The organism is Flavonifractor sp. An306, assembly GCF_002159455.1.
Classification (GTDB): domain Bacteria; phylum Bacillota; class Clostridia; order Oscillospirales; family Oscillospiraceae; genus Flavonifractor.
On record NZ_NFIQ01000035.1, the window covers coordinates 16,765 to 42,300 of the forward strand.

The 25,536-nt window shown below is 62.3% G+C and carries 26 protein-coding genes and 1 tRNA gene; 17 read left to right on the forward strand and 10 right to left on the reverse strand.

The features are described from left to right. Positions 1-165: 165 nt before the first annotated feature. Positions 166-357: a hypothetical protein gene (locus B5F88_RS10125; RefSeq protein WP_087345299.1), complete on the forward strand. Its 192-nt coding sequence runs from the start codon at positions 166-168 to the stop codon at positions 355-357. Between the two features lie 108 nt (positions 358-465). Here B5F88_RS10125 and B5F88_RS10130 read toward each other — a convergent pair. The 10 genes from B5F88_RS10130 to B5F88_RS10175 form a co-directional block, all read right to left on the reverse strand. After that, positions 466-541 (reverse strand) — tRNA-Gly (locus B5F88_RS10130). Positions 542-591: 50 nt separating this feature from the next. After that, positions 592-1,662 (reverse strand): hypothetical protein, encoded by a 1,071-nt coding sequence (locus tag B5F88_RS10135; protein WP_242959727.1) that lies wholly within the window; start codon positions 1,660-1,662, stop codon positions 592-594. Between the two features lie 22 nt (positions 1,663-1,684). Next, positions 1,685-2,275 (reverse strand): lactate utilization protein, encoded by a 591-nt coding sequence (locus tag B5F88_RS10140; protein WP_087345302.1) that lies wholly within the window; start codon positions 2,273-2,275, stop codon positions 1,685-1,687. Between the two features lie 13 nt (positions 2,276-2,288). Beyond that, positions 2,289-3,158, reverse strand: a complete 870-nt coding sequence (locus tag B5F88_RS10145) for a YitT family protein (protein ID WP_087345305.1) — start codon at positions 3,156-3,158, stop codon at positions 2,289-2,291. Positions 3,159-3,176: 18 nt separating this feature from the next. Further along, a complete protein-coding gene (locus B5F88_RS10150; RefSeq protein ID WP_087345308.1) occupies positions 3,177-5,423 on the reverse strand; it encodes a DNA topoisomerase (ATP-hydrolyzing) subunit A in 2,247 nt (748 codons plus the stop codon). Positions 5,424-5,580: 157 nt separating this feature from the next. Continuing rightward, a complete protein-coding gene (locus B5F88_RS10155) occupies positions 5,581-6,405 on the reverse strand; it encodes a hypothetical protein (RefSeq protein ID WP_087345311.1) in 825 nt (274 codons plus the stop codon). A 13-nt stretch (positions 6,406-6,418) separates the two neighbouring features. Further along, positions 6,419-7,765, reverse strand: coding sequence for a hypothetical protein (locus tag B5F88_RS10160; RefSeq protein WP_087345314.1), 1,347 nt, complete (start codon positions 7,763-7,765; stop codon positions 6,419-6,421). Next, positions 7,752-9,542, reverse strand: coding sequence for an ATP-binding protein (locus B5F88_RS10165; RefSeq protein ID WP_204246222.1), 1,791 nt, complete (start codon positions 9,540-9,542; stop codon positions 7,752-7,754). The genes B5F88_RS10160 and B5F88_RS10165 overlap by 14 nt, the downstream gene beginning before the upstream one ends. Positions 9,543-9,581: 39 nt before the next feature. After that, entirely contained in the window at positions 9,582-10,292 is a 711-nt protein-coding gene (locus tag B5F88_RS10170; protein ID WP_087345317.1) for a response regulator, read from the reverse strand. Between the two features lie 19 nt (positions 10,293-10,311). Beyond that, complete coding sequence (locus B5F88_RS10175) at positions 10,312-10,848, reverse strand: NUDIX hydrolase (RefSeq protein WP_087345379.1); 537 nt, start codon at positions 10,846-10,848, stop codon at positions 10,312-10,314. A gap of 177 nt (positions 10,849-11,025) precedes the next feature. On the opposite strand from B5F88_RS10175, the gene B5F88_RS10180 reads away from it, so the two are divergent. From B5F88_RS10180 to B5F88_RS10255, 16 genes are all read left to right on the forward strand, one after another. Continuing rightward, positions 11,026-11,520 (forward strand): hypothetical protein, encoded by a 495-nt coding sequence (locus B5F88_RS10180; protein WP_087345320.1) that lies wholly within the window; start codon positions 11,026-11,028, stop codon positions 11,518-11,520. 319 nt (positions 11,521-11,839) lie between these two features. Continuing rightward, positions 11,840-12,076, forward strand: coding sequence for a DUF2508 family protein (locus B5F88_RS10185; RefSeq protein ID WP_087345323.1), 237 nt, complete (start codon positions 11,840-11,842; stop codon positions 12,074-12,076). Between the two features lie 57 nt (positions 12,077-12,133). Continuing rightward, positions 12,134-12,403 (forward strand): pro-sigmaK processing inhibitor BofA family protein, encoded by a 270-nt coding sequence (locus B5F88_RS10190; protein ID WP_087345326.1) that lies wholly within the window; start codon positions 12,134-12,136, stop codon positions 12,401-12,403. A gap of 115 nt (positions 12,404-12,518) precedes the next feature. Next, positions 12,519-13,148: an S-layer homology domain-containing protein gene (locus B5F88_RS10195; RefSeq protein WP_087345330.1), complete on the forward strand. Its 630-nt coding sequence runs from the start codon at positions 12,519-12,521 to the stop codon at positions 13,146-13,148. Between the two features lie 41 nt (positions 13,149-13,189). Continuing rightward, positions 13,190-13,627: a MarR family transcriptional regulator gene (locus tag B5F88_RS10200; protein WP_087345333.1), complete on the forward strand. Its 438-nt coding sequence runs from the start codon at positions 13,190-13,192 to the stop codon at positions 13,625-13,627. Positions 13,628-13,666: 39 nt separating this feature from the next. Then, positions 13,667-14,713, forward strand: a complete 1,047-nt coding sequence (locus B5F88_RS10205; protein WP_087345335.1) for a putative glycoside hydrolase — start codon at positions 13,667-13,669, stop codon at positions 14,711-14,713. A 278-nt stretch (positions 14,714-14,991) separates the two neighbouring features. After that, complete coding sequence (locus B5F88_RS10210) at positions 14,992-15,306, forward strand: hypothetical protein (RefSeq protein ID WP_087345338.1); 315 nt, start codon at positions 14,992-14,994, stop codon at positions 15,304-15,306. Next, a complete protein-coding gene (locus B5F88_RS10215; RefSeq protein ID WP_087345342.1) occupies positions 15,306-17,312 on the forward strand; it encodes a V-type ATP synthase subunit I in 2,007 nt (668 codons plus the stop codon). Before B5F88_RS10210 ends, B5F88_RS10215 begins: the two co-directional genes overlap by 1 nt. Position 17,313: 1 nt before the next feature. Continuing rightward, on the forward strand, positions 17,314-17,808 hold the full coding sequence (locus tag B5F88_RS10220; protein WP_087345345.1) for a V-type ATP synthase subunit K: 495 nt from the start codon (positions 17,314-17,316) through the stop codon (positions 17,806-17,808). An 18-nt stretch (positions 17,809-17,826) separates the two neighbouring features. Further along, entirely contained in the window at positions 17,827-18,414 is a 588-nt protein-coding gene (locus B5F88_RS10225; RefSeq protein ID WP_087345348.1) for a V-type ATP synthase subunit E family protein, read from the forward strand. A 30-nt stretch (positions 18,415-18,444) separates the two neighbouring features. Beyond that, on the forward strand, positions 18,445-19,443 hold the full coding sequence (locus B5F88_RS10230; RefSeq protein ID WP_087345351.1) for a V-type ATPase subunit: 999 nt from the start codon (positions 18,445-18,447) through the stop codon (positions 19,441-19,443). Then, a complete protein-coding gene (locus tag B5F88_RS10235; RefSeq protein ID WP_087345354.1) occupies positions 19,436-19,750 on the forward strand; it encodes a V-type ATP synthase subunit F in 315 nt (104 codons plus the stop codon). The genes B5F88_RS10230 and B5F88_RS10235 overlap by 8 nt, the downstream gene beginning before the upstream one ends. 45 nt (positions 19,751-19,795) lie before the next feature. Further along, positions 19,796-21,574 carry a V-type ATP synthase subunit A gene (locus B5F88_RS10240; protein WP_087345357.1) on the forward strand — a complete coding sequence of 593 codons (1,779 nt, stop codon included), beginning with the start codon at positions 19,796-19,798 and terminating at the stop codon, positions 21,572-21,574. After that, positions 21,571-22,953, forward strand: coding sequence for a V-type ATP synthase subunit B (locus tag B5F88_RS10245; RefSeq protein ID WP_087345360.1), 1,383 nt, complete (start codon positions 21,571-21,573; stop codon positions 22,951-22,953). The genes B5F88_RS10240 and B5F88_RS10245 overlap by 4 nt, the downstream gene beginning before the upstream one ends. Positions 22,954-22,956: 3 nt before the next feature. Further along, on the forward strand, positions 22,957-23,670 hold the full coding sequence (locus tag B5F88_RS10250; protein WP_087345363.1) for a V-type ATP synthase subunit D: 714 nt from the start codon (positions 22,957-22,959) through the stop codon (positions 23,668-23,670). A 537-nt stretch (positions 23,671-24,207) separates the two neighbouring features. Beyond that, positions 24,208-24,795: a recombinase family protein gene (locus tag B5F88_RS10255; RefSeq protein WP_087345367.1), complete on the forward strand. Its 588-nt coding sequence runs from the start codon at positions 24,208-24,210 to the stop codon at positions 24,793-24,795. Positions 24,796-25,536: the final 741 nt, after the last annotated feature.

Below are 25,536 nucleotides of genomic sequence, written 5' to 3' on the forward strand. Positions count from 1 at the left end.
GGGATTGGAATTCATATTTTGTCACTCTATTGTATTCTATTTTCAGGAAAATTACAAGGGAAAAAGTTTGGGGAAAGTGGAGCTGGCCCCTTGTATTTTGAACCGGAAACGTGTAAACTGATAGCATCCGCAATATGTGGAAAGAAAAGGAGGCTGTTCACTGCTATGAAGAAACTGATCTGCTGCCTGGCCAAGCTGTTTGCGCTGCTGGCCGTTCTGGGCGCACTGGTCTACGCCGCCGTTCTTTACTGGGATAAGATCATGGAGCTGCTGTGCAAGGTCAAGGGCATGCTGGGCGGCAAGGAGTCCTGCAGCTGTGGGGACGAGTGCGCCGACTACGCCGACTGGGAGGCCTGAGCCCCGCCGGTCCACAGCCGAAAAAGGGAACCGCGTCCGCCGGACGCGGTTCTTTTCTGTCTGCTCCATAAAAAAGAACCACGCTCGTTTGAGCGTGGTTCTTTTTTATGGAGCAGGTGACGAGGCTCGAACTCGCTACCTCCACCTTGGCAAGGTGGCGCTCTACCAGATGAGCTACACCTGCAGCGACGTGAGTTATTATAACCTGATATCTCGCCGCTGTCAACCCTTTTTTTAATTTTCTTCAAAATTCGGCGCGTCGTCCCACTGATAGCCCAGAGCCAGCAGATCCTCGGCGGACCAGGTGGTTCCGGTGCGGTCCCGGGTCAGGTCCACATAGTGTACGCCGTTGTCGCTCAGCCGGTTCCAGAAGTGGGGCTGTCCGTCCAGGGTGCCCTCCACCAGTGTGGAGGTCACCCCCATCTCCTGGGCCAGCAGCTGGAAGGCCAGGGCCATCCCCTCGCTGTTGGCCCCGTCCCCCAGAATGGCGTCCCAGGCGGTGGGGCCGCCGTCTGGATCATAGCGCACCGTTCCGGGCAGCAGGGCGAACAGCTGGGACAGGCGTTCCACGCTGCCCGCCGACTGGGAGCGCAGGGGAGCGAGGAGGTTTTCCACCTCCTGCTGGAGCTGCCCGCTCCGGGCCGTCAGAATGGCCGGCTCCTCCGGATAGGTGAGCACGATCTCCACAATGCGCTGGGTGCCAGTCTCCGGATAGAGGGTGACGGTACACTCCGGCATACCCATGGCGTAGGCGGGGGCGTCGTAGTAGGCGCCCCGGACCAGCTGGGCCACGCCGTCGGCGTCTCCGGTGAAGTAGCCCACCCGCAGCACCAGCTCCGGCCGGAACTGGGCCAGGGCCTCCGCCACCTCCTTGCGGATGGCGTTGGTGCTGGTGACGTTTACCAGGCTCTGCACCTGCTCCTTGGTACGCCGGTAGGTGATGGAGATGGTGGCCTCATAGGTGGTGAGTACCCGGGTGTAGCTGTTTTTGATAAAGTCCACCGCATAGACCCCCAAGGGGTCGTCCTTGGCCACCTCCAGGCAGGCCCGGTTCAGATCCTCCTCCACCTCGCCCTGATAGTCGGTGAGCTGGATGGTGCCCTCCTCCACCCCCTGGGAGACAAAGAAGAGCACGGCGTTGACCAGCTCGGAGTAGGTATCCACCTGGATGGTGGAGGAGTCCCCGGACACCGCCGGCCGCTCCACATGGGGCTCCACCATGACGTAGGGGCGGTCCAGCAGAGAGGAGCAGCCGGACAGCAGCAGGGCGCCGCACAGCGCCGGGACCAGGATGATGCGTTTCACGCCGCAGCGCCCCCTTTCTCCCTTAAAATCCCAGTTCCTGGTCGATGAGCACCACCTCGGACCGGCCGATGCCCTTGGGGGCCTCCCACAGCACGGTCAGGGCCCGGCAGATGCGCTCGGGGCTCTTGCAGTCATAGCACTTGTCGGCCTTGACGGCACAGGGCGTCTGTTTGCCCAGCCGCTGGGCGTTCTTGGGGGAGGCCACATTGCGGGCCCGCCACAGGGCCTTGTCGTAGTCGGGGGCCAGCTTGTTGACGCCCACGATGAAGTAGACCTCCTCATGGCCGAAGATGGTGGAGGCCACCCGGTTGCCGGTGCCGTCGATGTTGATGAGCTCGCCGGTCTCTGCCAGGCCGTTTACCGAGGTGAGGTAAACCTGGGTGGAGGCGGCGTCCTGAAGGGTGCCGTGCTTCCAGTGCCACAGCACCTGGTTGTGCTTCTCCAGCCGCTGATCCAGCCCCATCTCGCGGATGGTGACCGAACCGCCGATACCGATGGTTTTGCCGTCCAGCTTGCCGTCCAGATAAGCGGCGGCCTCCTCCTCCGTGGCAAAGCAGCTCACCGCGAAGCCCCGCTGCTCCAGATTGGCCTTGACTGTGCTGAAATCGTACATACCGCATGCCTCCTCAGATGTCGTTTTGTTTATACTCCCGGAAACCGTCCCCCAGCACCTCGTGGGCCTCGCACACGATGAGGAAGGCGGCGGGGTCGATCTCCTTGACGGTCCGCTTCAGGGCCACGATCTGCCGCTGCTTGAAGGCAACCAGCAGCACCTTTTTCTCCGCGCCGGAATAGGCCCCCTGGCCCTGGAGGATGGTAACTCCCCGGTCGATGTCGTGGATGATGGCGTCGGTGATGCGCTCATGGGCGTCGCTGATGATATAGGCCACCTTGGCGTTATCGATGCCATAGAGCACCCCGTCCATCACCAGGGAGGAGATATACAGGGCCACCACGCCGTACATGGCGCTGTACAGGTTGCGGAAGGCCAGGGCCACCGCCACGATCACCACCAGGTCGATGCCCAGCAGCAGCTTGCCCATGGGCAGCCAGGCCAGCTTCAGCTTGGCCAGCCGGGCGATGAGGTCGGTGCCGCCGGTGGTGGCGCCCTGGAGGAACACCACCCCCAGGGACCCGCCCATGAGCACCCCGCCGAAAATGCAGGCCAGCAGGGGATCCATGGGCTCAAAGGTGTAGAACAGGTTGATGAGGTCGATAAAGGCGGAGGAGACGAACATGGCGTACAGGGAGGAGATCAGCAGGTGACCTCCCAGCAGCCGCCAGCCCAGCAGGAACAGGGGGATGTTCAGCAGAATGACCACTGTGCCGATGGGCAGGATGGGGAAGAAGTGGTTGAGGATCTGTCCCACGCCGGTGATGCCGCCGAAGCCGATCTGGTTGGGGTCGTAACACCAGCAGAAGCCCAGGGCGTAGAGGGCGGAGGCCACGGTGATCCAGAGGTAGGGGAAAAAGAATTGTTTGATACGGGCTGACATGGCAGCGCTCCTTCCGGCTCACTCCAGCAGGGTGAGCTGTTGTTCCCCCCGGTCCTCCTCTTTCAGGAGCATCCCGGCCACCGGAAGGGACCGGGCCCGGTACCGGGCGGCGTTGACGATGGTGGTCTGGTCCAGGGGCCGTGCGGTCTCCACCTTCCACTTGGGCTTGAGGGTCATCACGTTGACCCCCTGGGTGGACCGGGTGGCCTTGGGGTTGAGGACAGCGGTGTGGAACACCAGGCAGCGGCCCTCGGTGGAGATCACCGCCATTTCCTGCTCCTGGGTCAGGTGGAAGGCGGCGGCCAGGGGGGACTTGTCGGAGTAGGCCCCGGTGAGTTTTTTCCGGCGAGTCTGGGTCTGGTAGGCGGCCAGCTCCACCCGGGCCACCTTGCCGTTTTCAAAGAAGAACAGCAGGCTGCCGGAGTAGTCGCTGGTGAGGCAGGCCCACACAAAGCCCTCTCCCGGCTCCATGCCCAGCTTGGTGGGCAGAAAGTCGCCCAGCACGCTGGCCTTGGCGTCGTCGAAGTCGGCGAGCCGGGTCTTGTAGCATTGCTGCTTATCGGTGAACACCAGCAGCTCGTCCCGGTTGTTCCCCTCCCACTGGAGGAAGGGGCCGTCCCCCTCCTTGTATTTCTGCTCGCTGCTCATCCGCAGGGACTGGGGGGTGATCTTCTTGAAATAGCCCTCCCTGGAGCAGAACACATGCACCGGATAGTCGGGGGTCTCGTCCTCCTCCTCCTGGGGGCTGGCGCTCTGGTAGTCGTAAATGATCTCGGTGCGCCGGGGGGCGGCGTACTTCTTCTTGACCGCCGAGAGCTCAGAGACGATGATCTTCTTGATGCGGCCGGGGTTGTTGACGATGTCCTGGAGGTCGGCGATCTCCTCCTCCAGCCCCGCCACCTCCTCGATGCGCTTGAGGATATACTCCTTGTTGATGTTGCGCAGCTTGATGTCGGCCACGTATTCCGCCTGGATCTGGTCGATGCCGAAGCCGATCATCAGGTTGGGCACCACCTCGGCGTCCTCCTCGGTCTCCCGGATGATCTTGATGGCCCGGTCGATGTCCAGCAGGATCTTTTTCAGGCCTTTCAGCAGGTGGAGCTTTTCCTGCTTCTTTTTCATCACGTGGTAGGTCCGCCGGCGCACCCCGTCCATCCGCCAGCCGGTCCACTCCTCCAGGATCTCCCCCACGCCCATCACCCGGGGCATCCCGGCGATGAGGATGTTGAAGTTGCAGGAGCAGGCGTCCTGCAGGGTGGTGGACCGGAACAGCTTGGCCATCAGTTTGTCCGGGTCGGTGCCCCGCTTCAGGTCGATGGTGAGCTTCAGGCCGTTCAGGTCGGTCTCGTCCCGCATGTCGGCGATCTCCTTGACCTTGCCTGACTTGATGAGCTCGGCCACCTTGTCCATGATGGCCTCCACCGTGGTGGTGTAGGGGATCTCGTACACCTCGATGAGATTTTCACTTTTGAGGTAGCGCCACCGGGCCCGCACCTGGAAGGAGCCCCGGCCGGTGTCGTAGATCTGCCGCAAAGCGGCCTCGTCGTATAAAAGCTCCCCGCCGGTGGGGAAGTCGGGGGCTTTCAGGTACTCCATCAGGTTGATCTTGGGATTTTTCAGGAAGGCGGCGGTGACGTCGCACACCTCCCCCAGGTTGAAGCCGCACAGGTTGGAGGCCATGCCCACGGCGATGCCCTGGTTGGCGCTCACCAGCACGTTGGGGAAGGAGGTGGGCAGCAGGGTGGGCTCCTGCATGGAGCCGTCATAGTTGTCCACAAAGTCCACCGTGTCCTGGTCGATGTCCCGGAACAGCTCGGCGCAGATGGGATCCAGCCGCACCTCGGTGTACCGGCTGGCCGCCCAGGCCATATCCCGGGAGTACACCTTGCCGAAGTTGCCCTTGGAGTCCACCAGAGGGTGGAGCAGCGCGCCGTAGCCCCGGGACAGGCGCACCATGGTGTCGTAGATGGCGGCGTCGCCGTGGGGGTTTAATTTCATGGTCTGGCCCACCACGTTGGCGCTTTTGGTGCGGGGCTTGGTGAGCAGCCCCATCTCATACATGGTGTACAGCAGCTTCCGGTGGGAGGGCTTGAAGCCGTCGATCTCCGGAATGGCCCGGGAGACGATGACGCTCATGGCGTAGGGCATATAGTTGAGCTCCAGGGTCTCGGTGATGGGCTGTTCCAGCACCTCGGGCCGCAGCCCCATCACGTTGGGGTTGTCCACATTCCTCGCCCCCTGGTCGGGGGCCTTCTTTTTTGCCAAACAGATCAGTCCTTTATCGTTTTAAAGCGCAAAAAGCCTAAAAAAGCAGGCATTTCAGTCTATCTAAAGCATTATACCATCCAAAATGAAAAAAGGCAATCGGAGGGGAGCCAGGGGCCTGCCGCCCGTTCCGGCGGCAGGCCCCTGGCCGATGGATTCAGATGTCAGGGGTGACGGTCCCCGTCACGGCGTCCACAAAGTAGTCGCCGGTGTCGGTGGAAATGCGCCATACCGGCGTGAGCTGTACCGAGCGGGTGCTGCCGCTGGCCAGGTAGCCGTCCTCCATGGAGCGGATCTGGCTGCAGATATAGCCGTTCTGGCTCACCCCCGCCAGAAAGCGCATCAGGACGGTGGGGGTGGAGAGCAGGGTGGAGGAGCTGTCGGCGGCACTCTCGCCTGACAGACGGCTGCCCTCCACTTGGGTGAGAACCGAGCCCGACCAGGTCAGACTCACCTGGCAGGAGAACACCGGCGCCCCCTCCCACATCTGGCAGTAGGTGGCCCAGGTGGTGTCCCCCTGGGTAAAGAGCTCCTCCTCGCCGGCCTGGAAACCCATCTGCTCCAGGCAATCCCGGGAGGCCTGGCCGATGTCCTGCCCCGGAGGGCAGGTCCAGCTCTCCCCGGTCAGGGTGATGGTGAAGGAGCCGTTCATGGAAAACTCTGCCGTGCCGCCGGTTCCGGTATAGCTGGGCCGCAGGTCGCTCTCTCCCGTCTGGACTGTCGGGCCCAGAAAAAGCCGGGCGATGTCCGCCTCGTCGTCCCTGCTGCGGGTGAGGGTGAGGGGCGGCAGGGTGATGTCCTCCGGAATCTGCTCCGGAAGGAAAGAGATCCCGCCCCGCTCCAGCACCTGGACCACGGCCTGGCGGGTCTCGTCCTCATAAAAGGCCCCCTGTGTGACCCGCACGCCCACCAGCCCCAACAGGAACAGGTTGACTCCGGCCAGCATCAGCAGGATGACGGTTTTCAGCTTAGACCATTCCATATGCCACCCCGCTTTATCTGGCTGTCCAGCCGGCCTGTACGGTGTCCCCGCCGGTGTCGCTGTAGGACAAAATCAGCTCCCTGCCCTGGGGCTGGAGGGCCTCCAGGGCTGCGGCAGCCTGCCGCTCCCGCAGCACCGGGCTGGTCTGGCCGCTCTGCTCGTACCGGCGGAAATACAGGGTATAGTCGGTGATCTGGCCGCCGGAGACGGTAAACTGGGCGGCGCAGGCCCCGTCGGGCAGAAGCACGTCCGCCCCGTTGAGGGTGTAGCCGTAGCGCACCAGCAGGCTGCCGTCGGCCTCCCGGTCGATGCCCATGAGGTAGAGCCTGGCCTCCCCGCACCAGCGGCCCACGGTGTCGGCGGCCAGCCGCCAGGTGGTCTCCACCAGCGGCAGCAGGTCCTTGCCGTTCCCCACCGGATAGCGTCCGGTATCCTCGTCGCCGGCGTGGTATACCGCCACGCCGTCATAGCCGATCTCCAGGGTCTCCCGGCCCTCCCGGATGCGGATGCCGTTGGCCACCGGGTAGACCGAATTGCTCTGGGGCTGGAAGGAGGCCGCCTGCTGGATGGCGGATACCATGGCGTCGTCCAGCTCCAACAGGGGGTTGGAGGCGCGGTATACCGGGGGCCGGAGGGAATCGGGGGCTAGCAGCACATAGGGATCCAGCGCTTCGTAGCCGCCGTTGTCCTCCAGCTCAAACACGAAGGAGTAGCCGTTGCCGCCGTATCCGCTCACCAGGGCGTCCATGTGTCCCTCGTAGGCCACGGCGGTGGCGCAGGCATAATACAGGCCGTCCGCTTCATTATGATAGTATAGGCATACGCCGCCCCCCTCATCCAGGGCCACCGCCACCCGGCGGGCGGAGTGGATCAGGGCGGGATTGTCTCCGCCGTCCCCCATCCAGGCGTACAGCACATCCAGCGGGATGGTGCCCAGAAAGTCAAACCACACGCCGGGGGCCTCCAGCGCCTGCCGCCAGGCCGCCTCCTCCACGGGCTGGGGGGAGGAGGCGCTGTCCAGGCTTTCGCTGAGCAGAATGCTCAGCTGCTCAAACATCTGGTCGGTCTCCTGGGTGTCGTACTGGCTAACATAGCGCTCCGTCCCGTCGCTCACCCCAATGCGCACCGGCCGGGGGGCGATGGCGGACTGGGCGGGGGCGGAGGTGTCCGCGGGGGGCTGGTCCACGTCCTTGTGGAAGAGGGAGAGCACCCCCTGCAGCGGGGCCCAGGACACCCGGCTGTAATCCAGGGTCAGCAGGGTCAGGTAGATGGCGGACAGGGAGAGCAGCAGGATGAGCAGGCTTTTCACCGTCTCGATCCCCCGCCGCCTGCGCCGCCGGGGCCGTTTATTCCCGTCCATGGCGCGGCCCCTCCGTCAGCAGCGTGATGCGCACCGTCAGGCCGGGTCCGGGCCGGTCCAGCAGCTCAATGGCGCCCTCGTGCCGGTCGATGATCTCCTTGGCGATGGAGAGGCCCAGCCCGGTGCCGCCGGACTCCCGTGAGCGTGCCTTGTCCACCCGGTAGAACCGCTCAAAAATCCGGCCCCGGTCGGCGGCCGGGATGCCGATGCCGTTGTCGGCCACCTCCATCCACACCTTGCCCGGCCACTGGCCGGCGGAGATGCGGATCTCGCCCCCGTCGGGGGTGTACTTGATGGAGTTGGACACCACGTTCATCATCACCTGCATGATCCGCTCCCGGTCGCCCACGATGTCGGGCAGTCCCTCCTGCATGTGCAGGTTGACGGTGTGGCCGTGCCGCTGGGCTTCCATCAGCACCGCGTTGTACACGTCCTCCACCGCCTGGGAGAAGGAGAAGGGGGCCAGCTTCAGCTCAGAGCGGCCGGAGTCGAACCGGGAGAGGGTGAGCAGGTCCTGTACGATGTGGGTCATCCGGTCGGACTCGTTGAGGATGACCCCCAGGAAATTCTTTTCCGTGTCGGGGGGCAGCTCCCCGGCGTTGTCCACCAGGGTCTCGGCATAGGAGCGGATGTTGGTCAGGGGGGTGCGCAGCTCGTGGGACACGTTGGCCACGAATTCCCGGCGCATCTCCTCGGTCTTGTGCTGCTCGGTGACGTCGTGGATCACCACCAGCACGCCGCCCAGCCGCTCCTGGTCGAAGGGGGTGAGCAGCAGCTCCAGGCTGCGGCCCCCCACCGTCCGGGTGCCGTCCAGATAGCCCGGCGGCTCCACCGCCAGCACCCCCTGGAGGGGGGCGATGTCGGAGAACAGGGTGTCGTAGTTTTCGCTGCCGCCGATGGGGATGGCCCTGCCCAGCATGTCCTCGGCGGCGGGGTTGGACTGGATCACCATGCCGTCCCGGGAGAAGGCCACCACGCCGTCGGTCATGTGGAGGAACAGGGTGCCCAGCTTGTTGCGCTCGTTCTCCACCGCCTCCAGGGTGGAGCGCAGCTGCCGGGCCATGTCGTTGAAGGTGCCGGTGAGCACGCCGATCTCATCCCGGGAGGCTACCTCCAGCTTTTGGGAGAAATCCCCGTCGGCCACCCGCTCGGCCCCCTCGGTGAGGCGCTCGATGGGGGTGATCAGGGTCTTGGACAGCAGGAAGGACAGCAGCACCGTGATCACCAGGCCGAAGAGCAGGGCCTCCACAATGAGGGTCATCAGCTCGTTGTTCAGAGTGGCGGCGTTGGTGCCGTCGTCCCGCACGTAGATGATATACCGGCTGGGGCCCCGCTCCACCGCCACCGCCACGTCCATGTAGGGGGAGGTGGGGTCGTTGTCGTCGCTCTTGTCCGCTCCGGCCAGCACCTGCATCAGGTTCCAGGAGTCCATGTCCAGCTCCTGGCCGCTGTCCTGCTTGTCGGAGCTGGCCAGCCAGTGGCCGTCGCTGCCGTCCAGCACGTAGTATTTCCGGCTGCGGTTGTCCACCCCCAGCACGCTGTAGTAGTTGTCCAGGATCTGGACAATGCTCTCCACACTGTCCTCCTCTCCTTGGACGGGGGTATTCAGGTCGGCCCAGAAGTCGGCGTCCTGAAAGGCCTCCGACATCTGGGTGTAGAAATCCTGGGTGTAGTAGTTGGATACCGAGTTGATGAGGAATGCGCCCACCACCGTCATCAGCAGGATGATGAGCAGGGTCATAATGAGCATCAGCTTCATGTGCAGGCTGCGAAACATAGGGCGGCGGACACCTCCTTTCCATCAGGCCCAGGTGGCTCAGGCGTTGAAGTAGTACCCCAGGCCTCTGCGGGTGACCACAAACTGGGGAGCGGCCGGGTCGTCCTCCACCTTTTCCCGCAGGCGGCGCACCGCCACGTCCACCGCCCGTACGTCCCCCACATAGCCCTCGTAGTTCCAAACGTGCTCCATCAGCGCCTCCCGGGAAAAGACCTTCCCCGGCTGGGAGGCCAGGAAGCGGAGCAGCTCGTACTCCCGCTGGGTCAGCTCCAGGGGACGGCCGTCCTTGTAGACCACCATCAGCTCCGGGTCAATAGCCATCCGGCCCAGCTCCATCCGCTGTCCCGCCGGCTTGGCCGGGGCGGCGGAGGCGGCCCCCGCCATCTCGTTGCGGCGGATGTTGGCCTTCACCCGGGCCAGCAGCTCCCGCATGGAAAAGGGCTTGGTGATGTAGTCGTCCGCACCCAGCTCCAGGCCCAGGACCTTGTCGGTCTCCTCCTCCCGGGCGGTGAGCATGATCACCGGGGTGTTCCGCCCGGCCTGGCGGAGCTGGCGGCACACGTCGAAGCCGTCCATCTTGGGCAGCATCAGGTCCAGCAGCACCAGGTCGGGGTCCTGCTCCAGCGCCAGCTGGAGCCCCGCCTGGCCGTCGTAGGCCTCCAGCGTGTTGTAGCCCTCCTTGCTCAGGTTGAAGCTGAGGATATCCACAATGTTCTTTTCATCTTCCACAATCAGGATGCGTTTGCTCATTTCAACCTCCTGTCGCCTGTTACAGACCCAGCAGCAATTTGGTTTTCAGCACCGTCGCCACGGTTTTGGCGTCCACGATCTCCCCGGAGAGCACCTGCTGGACCAGGGTGGAGAAGGGGACCCGCTCAGTCTCCAGAAATTCGTCCTCATCCGGGTGGCTGGGGCCCTGCCGCAGCTCCTGGGCCAGATACATGTGGAGCACCTCGGTGGAAAAGCCGGGGGAGAGATACAGGCACCCCAGATAGGTCAGCTTGCCACAGGTGGCCCCCACCTCCTCCTCCAGCTCCCGCAGGGCGGCCGGGCGGTGGTCCTCTCCCTTTTCCAGCTTGCCGGCGGGCAGCTCGGCCACCACCTGCTGGAAGGGGTAGCGGAACTGGCGCACCACGCTCACCGTGCCGTCGTCAAACAGCGGCAGGATGCACACGCCGCCGGGGTGCTCCACCACCTCCCGGCCCGCCAGCGCGCCGTTGGGCAGCTGGGCCTGGTCCACCTTCAGCGTTACGATTTTTCCCTCAAACAGCGTCTGGCTGCTGATTGTCTTTTCCCACAGGTCCATTGCCTGCGCCCCCTTCCGGCGGCGCCGACGGCGGCCGCCAAAAATGTGAATATAAATAGTATACCACACTCCGCCCCGCTGTTCCAGTCTCACCTTTTCCAATCCCTCCAAGGATTACAGCTATCCGCATTCCCTGACATCCGGTATAATGAGACCACCACCCAAAGGAGGAGCACTATGACCATCCAATCCATCGGCAGCGCCAGCGTGGCGCTCTACATCACGCCAGCGGACCTGAAGGAGCACGGCCTCACCCCGGCGGAGCTCACCCTAGAGCGGGCCCTGGAGCTGACCCGGGACGCCTTCCGGGAGGCGGGCATCGACCTGGAGGGCTCCATTGAGATCGAGGCCTATCCGGAGAGCTGCGGCGTGCTGGTCTTTGCCCATGTACATCGGCCGGAGCGGGTGTGGTTTTCCTTCGGGCGTCTGGAGGATCTGGCCGCCGCCGCCCGGAGTCTGCCCCAGCCCAGCCCGAAGGCCGCCCTGCTGTGGTGGGAGGGGCGCTGGTGGCTCTCCCTGCCGGGGGAGGAGCGGGGGACCGCGGCCCGGATGTCGGAGTTTGGCCGCTGGGAGGCCGACCGTCCCCATCTGGACGCCTGCCTGGCCGAGCACGGCCGGGCGGTGCTGGAGCAAGACGCCCTGGCGGGGATCCTGGCCTATTTTCCCGCCTGACCGGATAAAAAGCGCCGTCCCGCCGGTTTTGGCGGGACGGCGCTTTTATTGAAAGGGAACGGCAGGAGCCGGTCCCGTTGCACGGAGCAGGCCGTTTTGCGAACCGGCTCCCTCTCCTTTCGCCTTTCGCCAGAGGGTGAGCTCACCCGGCACCGGCTTAAAAGGAGATGCGGACGGCGGATCGCTTGCCTGTCCGAGCTCTAGTATGTGCCGCTTTGCCCCATATATGCAGGAAAAAAACGGAATAAGGCCGGTCATATTTGTCCAGACTAGACATATGCTGAAAGTACAACGGGGCTGCCCGGAGGGAGGAAACGTCATGACGGAGACAGCACGGCCCTTTTCCCGGCGCAGGCGGCGGGAGAGCCAGCAGGAGGAGGCCAGGCGCACCCTGGCGGAGTGCCTGACCCAGACCCGTGGCCTGATTGCCCAGGCCTATCAAGGCTTCAACGCCGTCCAGGACCCGGACCTCATCGAGTCCTATGTCTATGAGATCAACGCCCTGCAATCCCGCTATTCCTACCTGCTGCGCCGGCTGAAGGAGCTGGAGGAATAGGGAAAACCGAGGATAATCCGCTGCCAAGGGACTGGCACAGCCGGAGGAGGTGGCGGAATGGAATGGCTGCTCAACGCTCTGCCCTGGATCGTGGGCGGACTGATTTTGGCCCTGGCTCTGGCGGCGCTGCGGCGTCCCCTGCGCACCCTGCTGCGCCTTGGCCTGCGCACGGGGGTGGGGCTGGGGGTGCTGTGGCTGCTCCACCCGCTGGGAAGCCTGGCGGGGCTGCAGCTGGGGGTCAATCTGCTCAATGCCCTGGTGCTGGGGGTGCTGGGTGTGCCGGGGCTGGGCCTGCTGCTGCTGGTCAACTGGGCGCTGGCCGTATAGAAAAGCTGGAGGGTGAGCGCTGTCTGCTCACCCTCCATTTCCTTAATTTGCGAAATGTTCATGAAATTTTAAAATCCATGTCGTAAAATAAAAACATTCTATAAAAGGATGGGAAGTGGGTCTATTGAAGAGACGATGGACTGCCCTGGTCTGCGCCGTCGGCCTGTGCGCCGGCTTGACGCTGCCGGCCGCGGCGGCCGGAACATATGTGGACGTGCCCGGCGGGGCCTGGTATGCGGATGAGGTCAGCCAGGTTACCGAAAAAGGATACATGACCGGCGTGGATCCCACCCATTTTGTGCCCCTGGCCAATGTGACCCGGGCCACGGTGGTGACCGTGCTGTGGCGGATGGCAGGCAGCCCCGCCCCCACCGCCTCCTCCGGCTTTTCCGACGTGGCCGCCGACGCGTGGTACACCCAGGCCGTTGACTGGGCCAAGGAGAAGAAGATCGCCAGCGGAGACGGGAAGGGCGCGTTCCACCCGGACCAGCAGATCACCCGGGAGGAAATGGCGGTGCTTCTGGCCCGGTATGACGCCTATCAGGGCATAGATATGGCGGAAGGGGCCCTGAATCTGTTCAGCGACGCCAATCAGATCAGCAGCTGGGCCAAGGAAGGCGTGCAGCACGCGGTGGGCATGGGCTGGCTGGAGGGGACCGATGGAAAGCTGAATCCCGATGGTCTGGCCTCCCGCGCCCAGCTGGCCGCGATTCTGGTGCGGATGGATACGCCCGCCATGGGGTGAGGCCGCCGGACCGGGATACAGAAAGGAGTCCTATAGTAATCATGGAACAGCCCGATATCTTTATGTCCTATCTGCGCCTGACGCAGCACATTTCACAGCAGTTCCGCAGCCACTTCGGCCGCCTGAACCTGACCTTTCCCCAGGCGCTGGTACTTACCGTGCTGGGGGAGGAGGACCCAGTGCCCATCAGTACCCTGGCCGAGCGGACGGGGAGCGCCAACAGCACCGTGTCCGGTATTGTGGACCGGCTGGAGAAGCTGGGCCTGGCCAAGCGGCAGCGCAGCGAGCTGGATCGCCGGGTAATCTATGTGTGCGCCACGGAGAAGTACGCCGCCCTGCGGGAAAAGACCTCCACCGATGTCAGCGGGTATTTTGACTCCCTGCTGCGCACCATGCCGGAGGAGGACCGGAAGCTGATTGCCACCGCGCTGCAGAAGCTGGACGCGGCGCTGGTCCAGGCTGACGAGGCGGCGCGCTGAGGGATGCGGAGAGAGGAATTGGGAGAGGCGTGATGTATAGTGAGAGGGAATATCTATGACACTTATCACGGACGCAATCGATTTGCCACATTTTTAAAGGTGCTGATTGTCCTGCTGCTGTTGCTCCTGGCGGCAGGGCTGGCGGCGCTGTTTTTTCTGGAGCCCTATCTGGTCTATTCCGCCGACGGCGTGCGGCTGGAGCTGCCGCCCTTTTTCCAGGGGCAGGAGGATACGCCTGTGACCTCCACCCAGCCGCCGGTGGTGGTGAGCACCGCCCAGCCCACCGCCACGCCGGAGCGGCAGGAGGAATTCCGGGGGATCACGCTGGAGGGGACCGCTCTCTATGACGGTACCGCCCAGGCCCAGAGCCAGCAGGCGGGGGCCAACGCCGTGATCTTTGATATGAAGGCGGACGACGGCACCCTGGCCTATATCTCCCAGCAGGAGATAGCCCAGACCGCGGGGGTATGTGCCGAGGACCCGGCCATCAACGCCGCCATCCAGCTGGTCAACAGCGGGGAGCTGTACACCGTGGCCCGGGTGTCCTGTTTCCGGGACAACACCATTCCCCGCTGGAACAACGATTGGGCCGTCCGGGGCAGCGGAGGCAACTGGCGGGACGAGGGAAATTCCCGCTGGCTCAGCGTGGGCAACCCTGAGGCCCGGGCCTATGTGGTGGGCATCTGCCAGGAGCTGGCCGGGCTGGGCTTTGACGAGATTCTGCTGGACAACTGCGGCTATCCCGTGCAGGGCCGGGTGGAGCGCATCAGTACGGGGGAGGACTATGATCCGGAGCAGTTGACCGGCCCTGTGGAGCAGTTCTTCCAGGAACTGCAGACCGCCCTGGCCGACTACCCGGAGGTAAAGGTGTCGGTGGTGACCACGCCTCAGATGCTGTCCGGCGCGGGGGATACCAGCGGCCTGACCCTGACGCTGCTGGAGGAGTACAGCGTCCGGGTGCTGGCTGCGGCCGACGAGAGCGGTACGCTGCCCACTCCGGAGCAGCTCTCCGTGGTGCCCGTTGTGGAGGCGCCTGGCGGAGCGGAGGAGCAGTGGGCGGTATTGACCCCTCCGGTGGAATTTTAATGTGAAACGCCCGTCCTTTGGGACGGGCGTTTTTTGCGGAGAGAGGTCGAAAAAATATTTTTTAGGTATAAATAAATATTTTGTAACTAAAAAGCGGAAAATACCAGCGTATCATCAGGTAAACTTGCATAAAAATAGAATTCGTGGTCTAAAAGAGTTAGTAAAAAAACTAAACCGGCAATTTTAATCTTGAAATTACAACGCATTTGAAGTATGATGCTCATATCATCGGGAGTTTATTCCAATGGGATAACCAGATGCAGAAAGGCGGTGAAAGCATGTCTCTGGAAGCGATCAAGCAAGTGACGCAGGCGGAGCAGGCCAACCGGCAGCGCAAGGCGGAGGCCCAGGCGGAGGCCAAGCGTCTGGTGACCGAGGCCGAGCGGGCGGGCAAGGCCCACCTGGCGGAGGCCCGCGCCCAGGCGGAGGCCCAGGCCCGGGGCTTTTTGCAGCAGGCTGAGGCCAAGGCGGCCGAGCACGCGGCGGAGGTGACGGCGCAGACCAAGCGGGCCTGTGACGACCTGCGGGCCAAGGCGGAGGGCCGTTTGGCGGATGCCGCTGAGAGCATCGTGAGAAGGGTAGTGAAGAGCTGATGTCCATTGTAAAAATGAAGCGGCTGCGGCTCATCGGCATGCAGGACCAGCGTGGCGACATGCTGCGGCGGCTTCAGCATCTGGGCTGCGTGGAGATCGACGAGCCCGGGGACCGATCGGGGGACCCGGACTGGGCGGCGCTGACGCGGCCGGACACCGGGGCGCTGAACCGGGCCAGGGACGCCCGGACCAGCGTGGAGAACGCCCTCAAGACCCTGAGAAAGTATGGGCCCAAGCAGAAGGGCGGGCTTCTGACCCCCCGGCCGGTGATCACGGAGGCGGAGCTCTTTGACGACGGAGCCTATCAGGCGGCGCTGGCTGACGCCGGAAGCCTGGTGGAGCTGGAGCGCAAGATCTCCTCTCTGTACGCCGAGCAAAACAAGTTAAAGACCCAAAAGCTGGCGCTGGCGCCCTGGCTGGCGCTGGACATTCCCCTGGAAACCGCCTCCACGGCGGAGGTGGCGGTGCAGTTTGGTACCGTGGCCGCCTCCACCGACCTGAACGCCCTGGAAGGGGCGCTGGGCGCGGTGACCGACCTCTACGAGCTGATGCGGGCCGGAGAGGACCGGGAGCTGAAGTATCTGGTGTTCCTCTGCCACCGCAGCGCGGAGGAGGGGTGCCAGGAGGTGCTGAAGGAGTACGGCTTCTCCCGGGCGGCCCTGCGGGGCTGGACGGGGACCGCGGCGGAAAACGACCGGCAGCTGGATGCGCAGCTGGCCGCCGCCGCCAAGGAGCTGGAAAACACCATCGCCCAGGTGGGCTCCTACGCCGGGCGGAAGGGCGCTCTGGAGCAGTGCCTGGACCGGGCGGACCAGGAGATCGCCCGGGAGGAGGCCCGCTGCCGCCTGCTGGACAGCAGCACCGCCTTCTTCCTGGAGGGCTGGGTGCCCGTGCCCGACGAGAAGAAGCTGGCGGAGGAGCTGGGGCAGTACACCTGCTGCTGGGAGACCCAGGACCCGGCTCCCGAGGACTATCCGGTGGTGCCGGTGAAGCTGAAGAACAACCGGTTTACCGAGCCGCTGACCACCATCACCGAGATGTACTCTCTGCCCGCCTATGACGGGGTGGACCCCAACGGCCTGATGGCCCCGTTTTATATCTTCTTCTTCGGCTTCATGTTCGCCGACCTGGGCTACGGCCTGATTCTGGCCGGGGCCTGCGCCTTTATCAACTACAAGGTCCGCCCCAAGGGCGGCTTTGGACAGCTGATCCGGCTGATGATCATGTGCGGTATTTCCTCCGCTGTGATCGGCCTGCTCACCGGCGGCTTTTTCTCCGACTTTTTGGTGCAGTTCACCGACATGCTGGGTCTGCCCCAGCCTGCCATCCCCTTCCTCTCCGTGCCGGAGGGCAGCGGCGTGCCCGCTCCGCTCCTCAACGTGATGGGGGACCCCATGACCGTGCTGGTGTTCGCCCTGGCGGTGGGCCTGGTGCAGATCATCGTGGGCATGGCGGTAAAGTTCTGGATGCTCTGCCGCCGGGGCCAGGTGGTGGACGCGGTGCTGGACATCGGTACCTGGTGGGTCATCTTCGTGGGTATCGCCCTGTTTGCCCTGGGTGTGGGTAACGTGGCGGGCTACCCGGTGGTGCTCATCATCGGCTGCCTGATGCTGCTGGGCCAGGCCCGCAGCGCCAAGGGCTTCGGCAAGGTGACGGCGGTGATCGGCGCGGTGTACAACGGCGTGACGGGCTACTTTGGAGATATCCTCTCCTACTCCCGTCTGATGGTCATGATGCTGGCCGGCTCGGTCATCGGTCAGGTGTTCAACATTCTGGGCGCCATGCCCGGCGGCGGCCTGCCTCCGGCCATCGGCATCCCCATTTTCTTCCTGATTTTCATCGTGGGCCATTCCTTCAACATCGGCCTGAACGTCATCGGCACCTACGTGCACACGTCCCGTCTGCAGTACCTGGAATTTTTCAAGCAGTTCTATGAAGAGGGAGGACGCCCCTGGCGGCCCCTGAACATTGCGACAAAGTATGTCGACATTAAGGAGGAACAGTAACATGACATTCGGTGAATTTCTGACTACCTACGCCGGCCCCTTCTTTGGTTTCCTGGGCGCCGCTCTGGCCGCAGGCCTGGCCTGCGTAGGCTCCGCAAAAGGTACCGGCCTGGCCGGTGAGGCCGGCGCCGGTCTGCTGGCCGAGGACCCCTCTCAGTTCTCCAAGTGCATGATCCTGCAGGTTATCCCCGGCACTCAGGGCCTGTACGGCCTGGTTATCGGCTTTTTGGCTCTGATGAAGATGGGCCTGTTTGACGGCACCGTGGCTAACCTGACCATCGCCAACGGCCTGCTGATTCTGGCCGCCTGCCTGCCCATGGCGCTGGGCGGACTGCTCTCCGGTATTGCTCAGGGCCGCGTGGCCGCCGCCTCCGTCAACATCGTGGCCAAGAACCCCAACGACTGGTCCAAGGGCATGGTGCTGTGTATCATCGTGGAGTTCTACGCCATCCTGTCCCTGCTGATCTCCTTCCTGATGATCATGTTCGGCTTCTAAGAAGCAGAAAGGCGTATTATGGACGGAATTGAAAAAATCACCGGGCGCATCGCCGAGGATGCCGGGCGGGAGGTCGACGGTATCCTGACCGAGGCCCGCCGCCAGGCCGACGAGATCACCGCCCGGTATGAGGCCCAGGCCAAGCGGGAGAGCGAGGAGATCCTCGCCCGGGGCAAGCGCAACGCCGAGGAGCGGGTGGAGCGGCTGGCCAGCGTGGCCCAGCTGGACGCCCGCAAGCTGGAACTGGCCGCCAAGCAGGAGATGCTGGCGAAGGCCTACGACCTGGCTCTGGAGAAGCTGCTGCAGCTGCCCGAGAAGGAGTACGTAGCCCTGCTGGCCGACCTGGCGGTCAAGGCCTCCTCCACCAAGAAGGAGGCGGTGATCTTCTCCCAGAAGGACCGCACCCGCTACGGCAAGGCGGTGGTCACCCAGGCCAATGAGAAGCTGGGGGACGGCCGGCTGACCCTGTCCGAGCAGACACGGCCCATCAAAGGGGGCCTCATTCTCAGTGACGGGGACGTGGAGGTCAACTGTACCTTTGAGACCCTGGTGCGCCTCCAGCGGGGCGAGATGGACCGGGAGGTCGCCAAGGTGCTCTTTGACTGATGCGCTCCTTGCAAGTAAGGAGGCAATGGTTTGACTAAGATCAGAGACACGGATTACCTCACCATATCCGCCCGCATCCGGGCCATGGAGACCCGTCTGCTGACCCGGGAGCGGATGGAGCGGATGCTGGAGGCCCGCACCGACGAGGAGGCCGCCAAGGTCCTGGCCGAGTGCGGCTATGGGGAGTTGTCCGCCCTCACCCACGGGGCGCTGGACGAGATGCTCTCCGCCGCCCGGGGGGCTCTGTACAAGGAGCTGAAGGGGGCGGTGCCTCAGAAGGGGTTGGTAGAGGTATTCCAGATGAAATACGACTACCACAACGCCAAGACCCTCATCAAGGCGGCGGCGGTGGGCACCGAGGCCGACCGTCTGCTGATGGAGGGGGGGCGCTGGACCGCCGCCCAGATCAAGGACGCCTTCCAGCGGGACAGCCTGCGGGACTTCACCGACCCCTTCCGGCAGGCCGTCACCCAGGCCCGGGAGCTGCTCAATGGCGGCGGCGATCCCCAGCTGGCCGACTTCGTGCTGGACCGGGCCTATTTTGAGGAAATGCGCGCGGCGGCCCAGACCACCGGCAGTTCCTTCCTCCAGGGCTATGTCAGGCTGCTCATCGACGCCACCAACCTGCGCTCCGCCGTCCGGGCCGCCCGGATGGGCAAGGGGAGCGACTTCCTGAGCCAGGTGCTCCTGCCCGGCGGCAACGTGGAGGTACACACCCTGACCGACCGCAAGGGGGCCGACCTGGCCACGGTGTTCCGGGCGGGCCCCCTCAGCGAGGCGGCCGCCGCCGGGGCGGCCCTCACTGCCCCCGGCAGCGGGGAGCTCACCGGCTTTGAGCGCATGTGCGACGACGCGGTGATGCACTACCTGGCCCAGGCCCGCCGGATCCCCTTCGGGGAGCAGGCGGTGATCGGCTACCTGTATGCCAGGGAGAGCGAGTTTACCGCCATCCGCACCATTCTGTCCGGCCGCATGGCGGGCCTGGACGCGGATACCATCCGGGAAAGGCTGCGTGAAGCCTATGTCTAATTATCGTATCGCGGTACTGGGGGACAAGGACAGCGTCCTGGGCTTCAAGGCCCTGGGTCTGGACGTGTTTCCCGCCGAAAACGTGGAGGAGGCCAAGCGGACCCTCCACGAGCTGGCCAAGGAAAATTACGCGGTGATCTATCTCACCGAGCAGTATGCCGCCGGCATGGGGCCGGAGATCGCCCGGTACAAGGACGAACTGACTCCTGCCATCATCCTCATCCCCGGCAAGGACGGCTCTCTGGGCATCGGCATGGCCAACGTCAAGAGCGCCGTGGAGCGGGCCGTGGGCGCAGATATTCTGTAAGCGGAACCCTATTTTGAAATTCAAACCTGAAAGAAGGTTGAAACATTGAGCGGAAAAATCGTGAAAGTCTCCGGCCCGCTGGTGGTGGCCACCGGACTGACCGACGCCAACATGGCCGACGTGGTCCGCGTGGGCGAGCAGCGCCTGATCGGTGAGATCCTCACCATGAACGGCGACGCCGCCTCCATCCAGGTGTATGAGGAGACCTCCGGCCTGGGCCCCGGCGCGGTGGTGGAGACCACCGGCGCCCCCCTGTCCGTGGAGCTGGGCCCCGGCATCATTGAGAACATCTACGATGGTATCCAGCGGCCTCTGGAGGAGATCATGAAAAAGACCGGGGGCAACAACCTGCCCCGCGGCGTGGAAGTGCCCGCCCTGGACCGCCAGAAGAAATGGGAGTTCAAGGCCGTTGCCAAGCCCGGCGACAAGGTGGCCGGCGGCGACGTGATCGGCACCGTCCAGGAGACCAGCGTGGTGCTCCACAAGATCATGATTCCCCCCACCATGAGCGGCACCATCCAGTCCATCCAGTCCGGCTCCTTCACCGTGCTGGACACCGTTGCCGTCCTGGTGGACGACAAGGGTGAGAAGCACGAGCTGACCATGGTGCAGAAGTGGCCCGTCCGTGTGGGCCGCCCCTATAAGCATAAGTATCCCCCCCGCAAGCCGCTGCTGTCCGGCCAGCGGATCGTGGACGCCATGTTCCCCGTGGCCAAGGGCGGCACCGCCGCCATCCCCGGCCCCTTCGGCTCCGGCAAGACCGTCATGCAGCACCAGCTGGCCAAGTGGTCCGACGTGGATATCGTCATCTACATCGGCTGCGGCGAGCGGGGCAACGAGATGACCGACGTTCTGCGGGAATTCCCCGAGCTGGTGGACCCCCGTACCGGCGAGTCCCTGATGAAGCGGACGGTGCTCATCGCCAACACCTCCGACATGCCCGTGGCCGCCCGTGAGGCGTCCATCTACACCGGCATCACCATCGCCGAGTACTTCCGGGACATGGGCTACGACGTGGCCGTCATCGCCGACTCCACCTCCCGCTGGGCCGAGGCTCTGCGTGAGATGTCCGGCCGTCTGGAAGAGATGCCCGGCGAGGAAGGCTACCCCGCCTACCTGTCCTCCCGTCTGGCCCAGTTCTACGAGCGGGCCGGTATGGTGGAGTGCATCTGTTCCGAGGGCGACCGCCGGGGTTCCCTGACCGCCGTGGGCGCGGTGTCCCCGCCCGGCGGCGACCTGTCCGAGCCCGTCTCCCAGGCCACCATGCGTATCGTCAAGGTGTTCTGGGCCCTGGACGCCTCTCTGGCCTACCGCCGTCACTTCCCCGCCATCAACTGGCTGAACTCCTACTCCCTGTACCTGGACTCCCTGAAGCCCTGGTATGACGAGAACCTGGGTCCCCAGTTCATGGCCAACCGGGATCAGTCCATGGCCATCCTCCAGGAGGAGGCCAGCCTGAATGAGATCGTCCAGCTGGTCGGTAAGGACTCCCTGTCCGCCGGCGACCAGCTCACCCTGGAGACCGCCAAGATGCTGCGTGAGGACTTCCTGCAGCAGAACGGCTTCATGGAGGTGGACTGGTACTCCAGCTACGAGCGCCAGGACAAGATGATCCAGATGATTCTGGACTACGACAAGCTGTGCCGGGCCGCCATCGAGAAGGGCGCCCCGGTGTCCGAGCTGTTTGTCATCCCCTTCCGGGAGAAGATGGGCCGGGCCAAGAGCGTGCCCGACGACCAGTTCCCCACCGTCTACGCCGAGATGGCCCGGGAGATGGAGGAAGAGATCGAGGCTATTGCCGCCAAGGGAGGTGCTGAGGCATGATTCGGGAATATCGCACAATCCAGGAGATCAACGGCCCTCTGATGGTGGTGCGCAAGGTCCAGGGCGTCACCTACGACGAGCTGGCCGAGATCGAGCTGCCCGACGGCACCATCCGCCGCTGCAAGGTGCTGGAGGTCAACGGCGACAACGCCGTGGTCCAGCTCTTTGAGGCCTCCGCCGGCATCAACCTGGCCCAGTCCAAGATCCGGTTCCTGGGCCACCCCCTGCAGCTGGCTGTGTCCGGCGACATGCTGGGCCGGGTGTTCAACGGCATGGGCCGTCCCATTGACGGCGGCCCCGACATCATGGCCGACGAGTACCGGGATATCAACGGCCTGCCCATGAACCCCGCCGCCCGGGACTACCCCAACGAGTTCATTCAGACGGGCATCTCCTCCATCGATGGCCTGAATACCCTGGTCCGTGGACAGAAGCTGCCCATCTTCTCCGGCTCCGGTCTGCCCCACGCCGCCCTGGCCGCCCAGATCGCCCGGCAGGCCAAGGTGCTGGGTGACGACGCGGCCAACTTCGCCGTGGTGTTCGCCGCCATCGGTATCACCTTCGAGGAGTCCGACTTCTTCGTGCAGGAGTTCCGCCGCACCGGCGCCATCGACCGTACGGTGCTCTTCACCAACCTGGCCAACGACCCCGCCGTCGAGCGTATCGCCACCCCCCGTATGGCCCTCACCGCCGCGGAGTACCTGGCCTTCGAGAAGGGCATGCACGTGCTGGTCATCCTCACCGACATCACCAACTACGCCGAGGCCCTCCGTGAGGTGTCCGCGGCCAAGAAGGAAGTCCCCGGCCGCCGCGGCTACCCCGGCTACCTGTATACCGACCTTGCCACCATGTACGAGCGGGCCGGCCGTCAGCTGGGCAAGAGCGGTTCCATCACCATGATCCCCATTCTGACCATGCCCGAGGACGACAAGACCCACCCCATTCCCGACCTGACCGGCTATATCACCGAGGGCCAGATCATCCTGTCCCGGGAGCTGTACCGCAAGGGCGTCAATCCCCCGGTGGACGTGCTGCCCTCCCTGTCCCGTCTGAAGGACAAGGGCGTGGGCGTGGGCAAGACCCGGGAGGACCACGCCGGCACCATGAACCAGCTGTTTGCCGCCTACTCCACCGGTAAGGAGAACAAGGAGCTCATGAGCATCCTGGGCGAGGCCGCCCTGTCTCCCACCGATCTGCAGTACGCCAAATTCGCCGACGAGTTTGAGAAGCGCTATGTCTCCCAGGGGGTGGACGAGAACCGTTCCGTCATCGAGACCCTGGATTTGGGCTGGGAGCTGCTGAGCCTGCTGCCCAAGGCGGAGCTGAAGCGGATCAAGCCGGAGTATATCGAGAAATACCTCCCGAAAAAGGAGGGATAAGATATGCCCGCCATTAACGTGAACCCCACCCGGCAGGAGCTGACCCGTCTGAAGGGGCGGCTCAAGACCTCCATCCGGGGCCACAAGCTGCTGAAGGATAAGCGGGACGAGCTGATGAAGCAGTTCATGGACGTGGTGCGGGAAAACCGGGCGTTGCGGAAGAAGGTGGAGGAGGGGCTGATGCGGGCCCACGGCTCCTTCACCGTGGCCTCCGCCCTCATGTCCAGCGAGATGCTGGAGCAGTCCCTCATGTATCCCAAGCAGTCCGTGGAGCTGGACATGACGTTCCAGAACATCATGAGCGTCAACGTGCCCATCTACCACTTCAAGACCAAGAGCGACGACGCCGGGGAGATCTATCCCTACGGCTTCGCCGCCACCTCCGGCGAACTGGACGGGGCGGTGGACGCCCTGTCCGGGGTCTTTCAGGATATGCTGAAGCTGGCGGAGATCGAAAAGACCTCCCAGCTGCTGGCGGAGGAGATCGAAAAGACCCGCCGCCGGGTCAACGCCCTGGAGTACGTGAAGATCCCCCAGATGCAGGAGGCCATCAAGTATATCTCCATGAAGCTGGACGAGAACGAGCGGTCCAACACCATCCGTCTGATGAAGGTAAAGGATATGCTTCTGAAGGAAGCCATTGAGGAGCGTAGAGAGGAAGATGCTAGAGCCGCAAGGGTTTTCGGGTCTTCCGGTGAAGCGCCCCAGGAGGTATAAAGGGCGGTTTTCCGCAATTTTACCGCTTCTACGATGGAACAAAATGAAAAAAGCTGGTACTGTTTGGGATACCCCGAACAGTACCAGCTTTTTGTTGTGCTGTGGAAGAGAATAAGGCTTGGATAGCGGTAAAGTTTGGAAGAGAATGAAAAAGGTTTGGGTGTGAGAAATGAGGGAAATGTTTCCAAAACAATTTTAAGGGGTCACCACGGGATTTTAAGGGTGGGGGTAGTGTCCCAGGGGGTGGGTTGATGGAAAAAGCCGCGACAGGGGATTCCAGAGGGTTCCAAAGTGGTTCGGATAAAATTTCTAGTATTTGGTAAATCTAGGCGGACTGCTTCAAAAGTATGAGAGGGTAGTTTTTGAAACAATGCTTCAAAAGGGGTGTTCTAAAAGTTCCAAATAAGTTTTTGGGACGCTCGATTGCTCAATAAAGTTGCCCGCTCTGAAAGGTATGGCTTTTGGTGCGGTGCTTTATGGGACAGTTTTGGTGTGCTGTTTCATTTACAAATCTAGTTATGAAGGAGCGGCGGCAATATGAAAGTTGGATATGTGCGTATCTCAACACGGGAGCAGAACACAGCCCGTCAGGATGTGCTTATGGAGAAGTTGGGGGTTGAGCGTGTCTTTACGGACAAGTTAAGCGGAAAGGACACCCAGCGCCCGGAGTTGCAGAAGATGATGGACTTTGTGCGTGAGGGTGATGTGGTAGTCGTGGAGAGCTTTTCACGCTTTGCGAGAAATACCCGTGACCTGTTAGACCTGACAGCGGCATTAGAGGAAAAGGGCGTGCGATTTGTCAGTCAGAAGGAAGCCATTGACACAAAAGGCCCAGCAGGAAAACTTATGCTGACTATCTTTGGTGCTTTGGCGCAGTTTGAGCGAGAAACAATCTTGGAGCGTCAGGCCGAGGGGATAGCCATAGCCAAGGCGGAGGGACGCATGACCGGAAGGCCCCGAAAGGCGGTAGATACCTTTGAAGATGTTTACTTGGACTACAAGAATGGAAAAATAAGCGCTGCCCAGGGAGCCAAGAAGCTGGGGATTGCCCGGTCTACCTGGTACCGGAAAGTAAAAGAACTTGCTGCAATAGAAGCGGACAATGAAGAAATTGACTTCGGCTAATCCGCTTGGGAACGGACTTGACCCCAGGTTACCAAATTACCAAAAATTATATAATAATTGAAATATTTCTGATATATAAGAAACTAAATATGTAATGATACAATTAAGATAACTTAATGAGCAAATATGATATATAATATATGCCTTTAAGTTTAATTTGGTGATTCATAATGCAATTTTCTGTTGTGTCAAAATTGTTGATAAATAATCAGCTAGTATGTGATGCTACTATTAGCATAATTGAATGAACAAGTATAATGTGCTTATGTTCATTAAGTTTAGATGAGTTATTCATATAAGTTGCTCCGTTGTGCCAGATATTTTTATGGAAAATAATTTGTGTTGTTAATATTACATTGAAGTAATTTTAAAAAGCACGGTTGTTAAGTATAGGCCCCCTCCTCCCTCATTCAAAATTTCAGATATGCTAAGAAAGCAGGCATTTTCCCCTACTACTACCAGACTACCGGTGTAAAAGAGAGATGAATAAGCAAATTTTATATCTAATATTAGAGAAGGAAAGAGCCTGATATGGAATAAATGAATCTATATTATATGAGAAGTGCCATTAAAGTAAGTTCGTAACTGGGGACATATGATAATCTATGCAATTAGTAATAATAGACTGATTGATAGATAATAGATACTCTATTTATAATCTGCACACTCGATATATTGGGTGTGCAGATTTGTTTTTATGATATACTATAGCTATTTACGACATACTCACCAATCCGAATA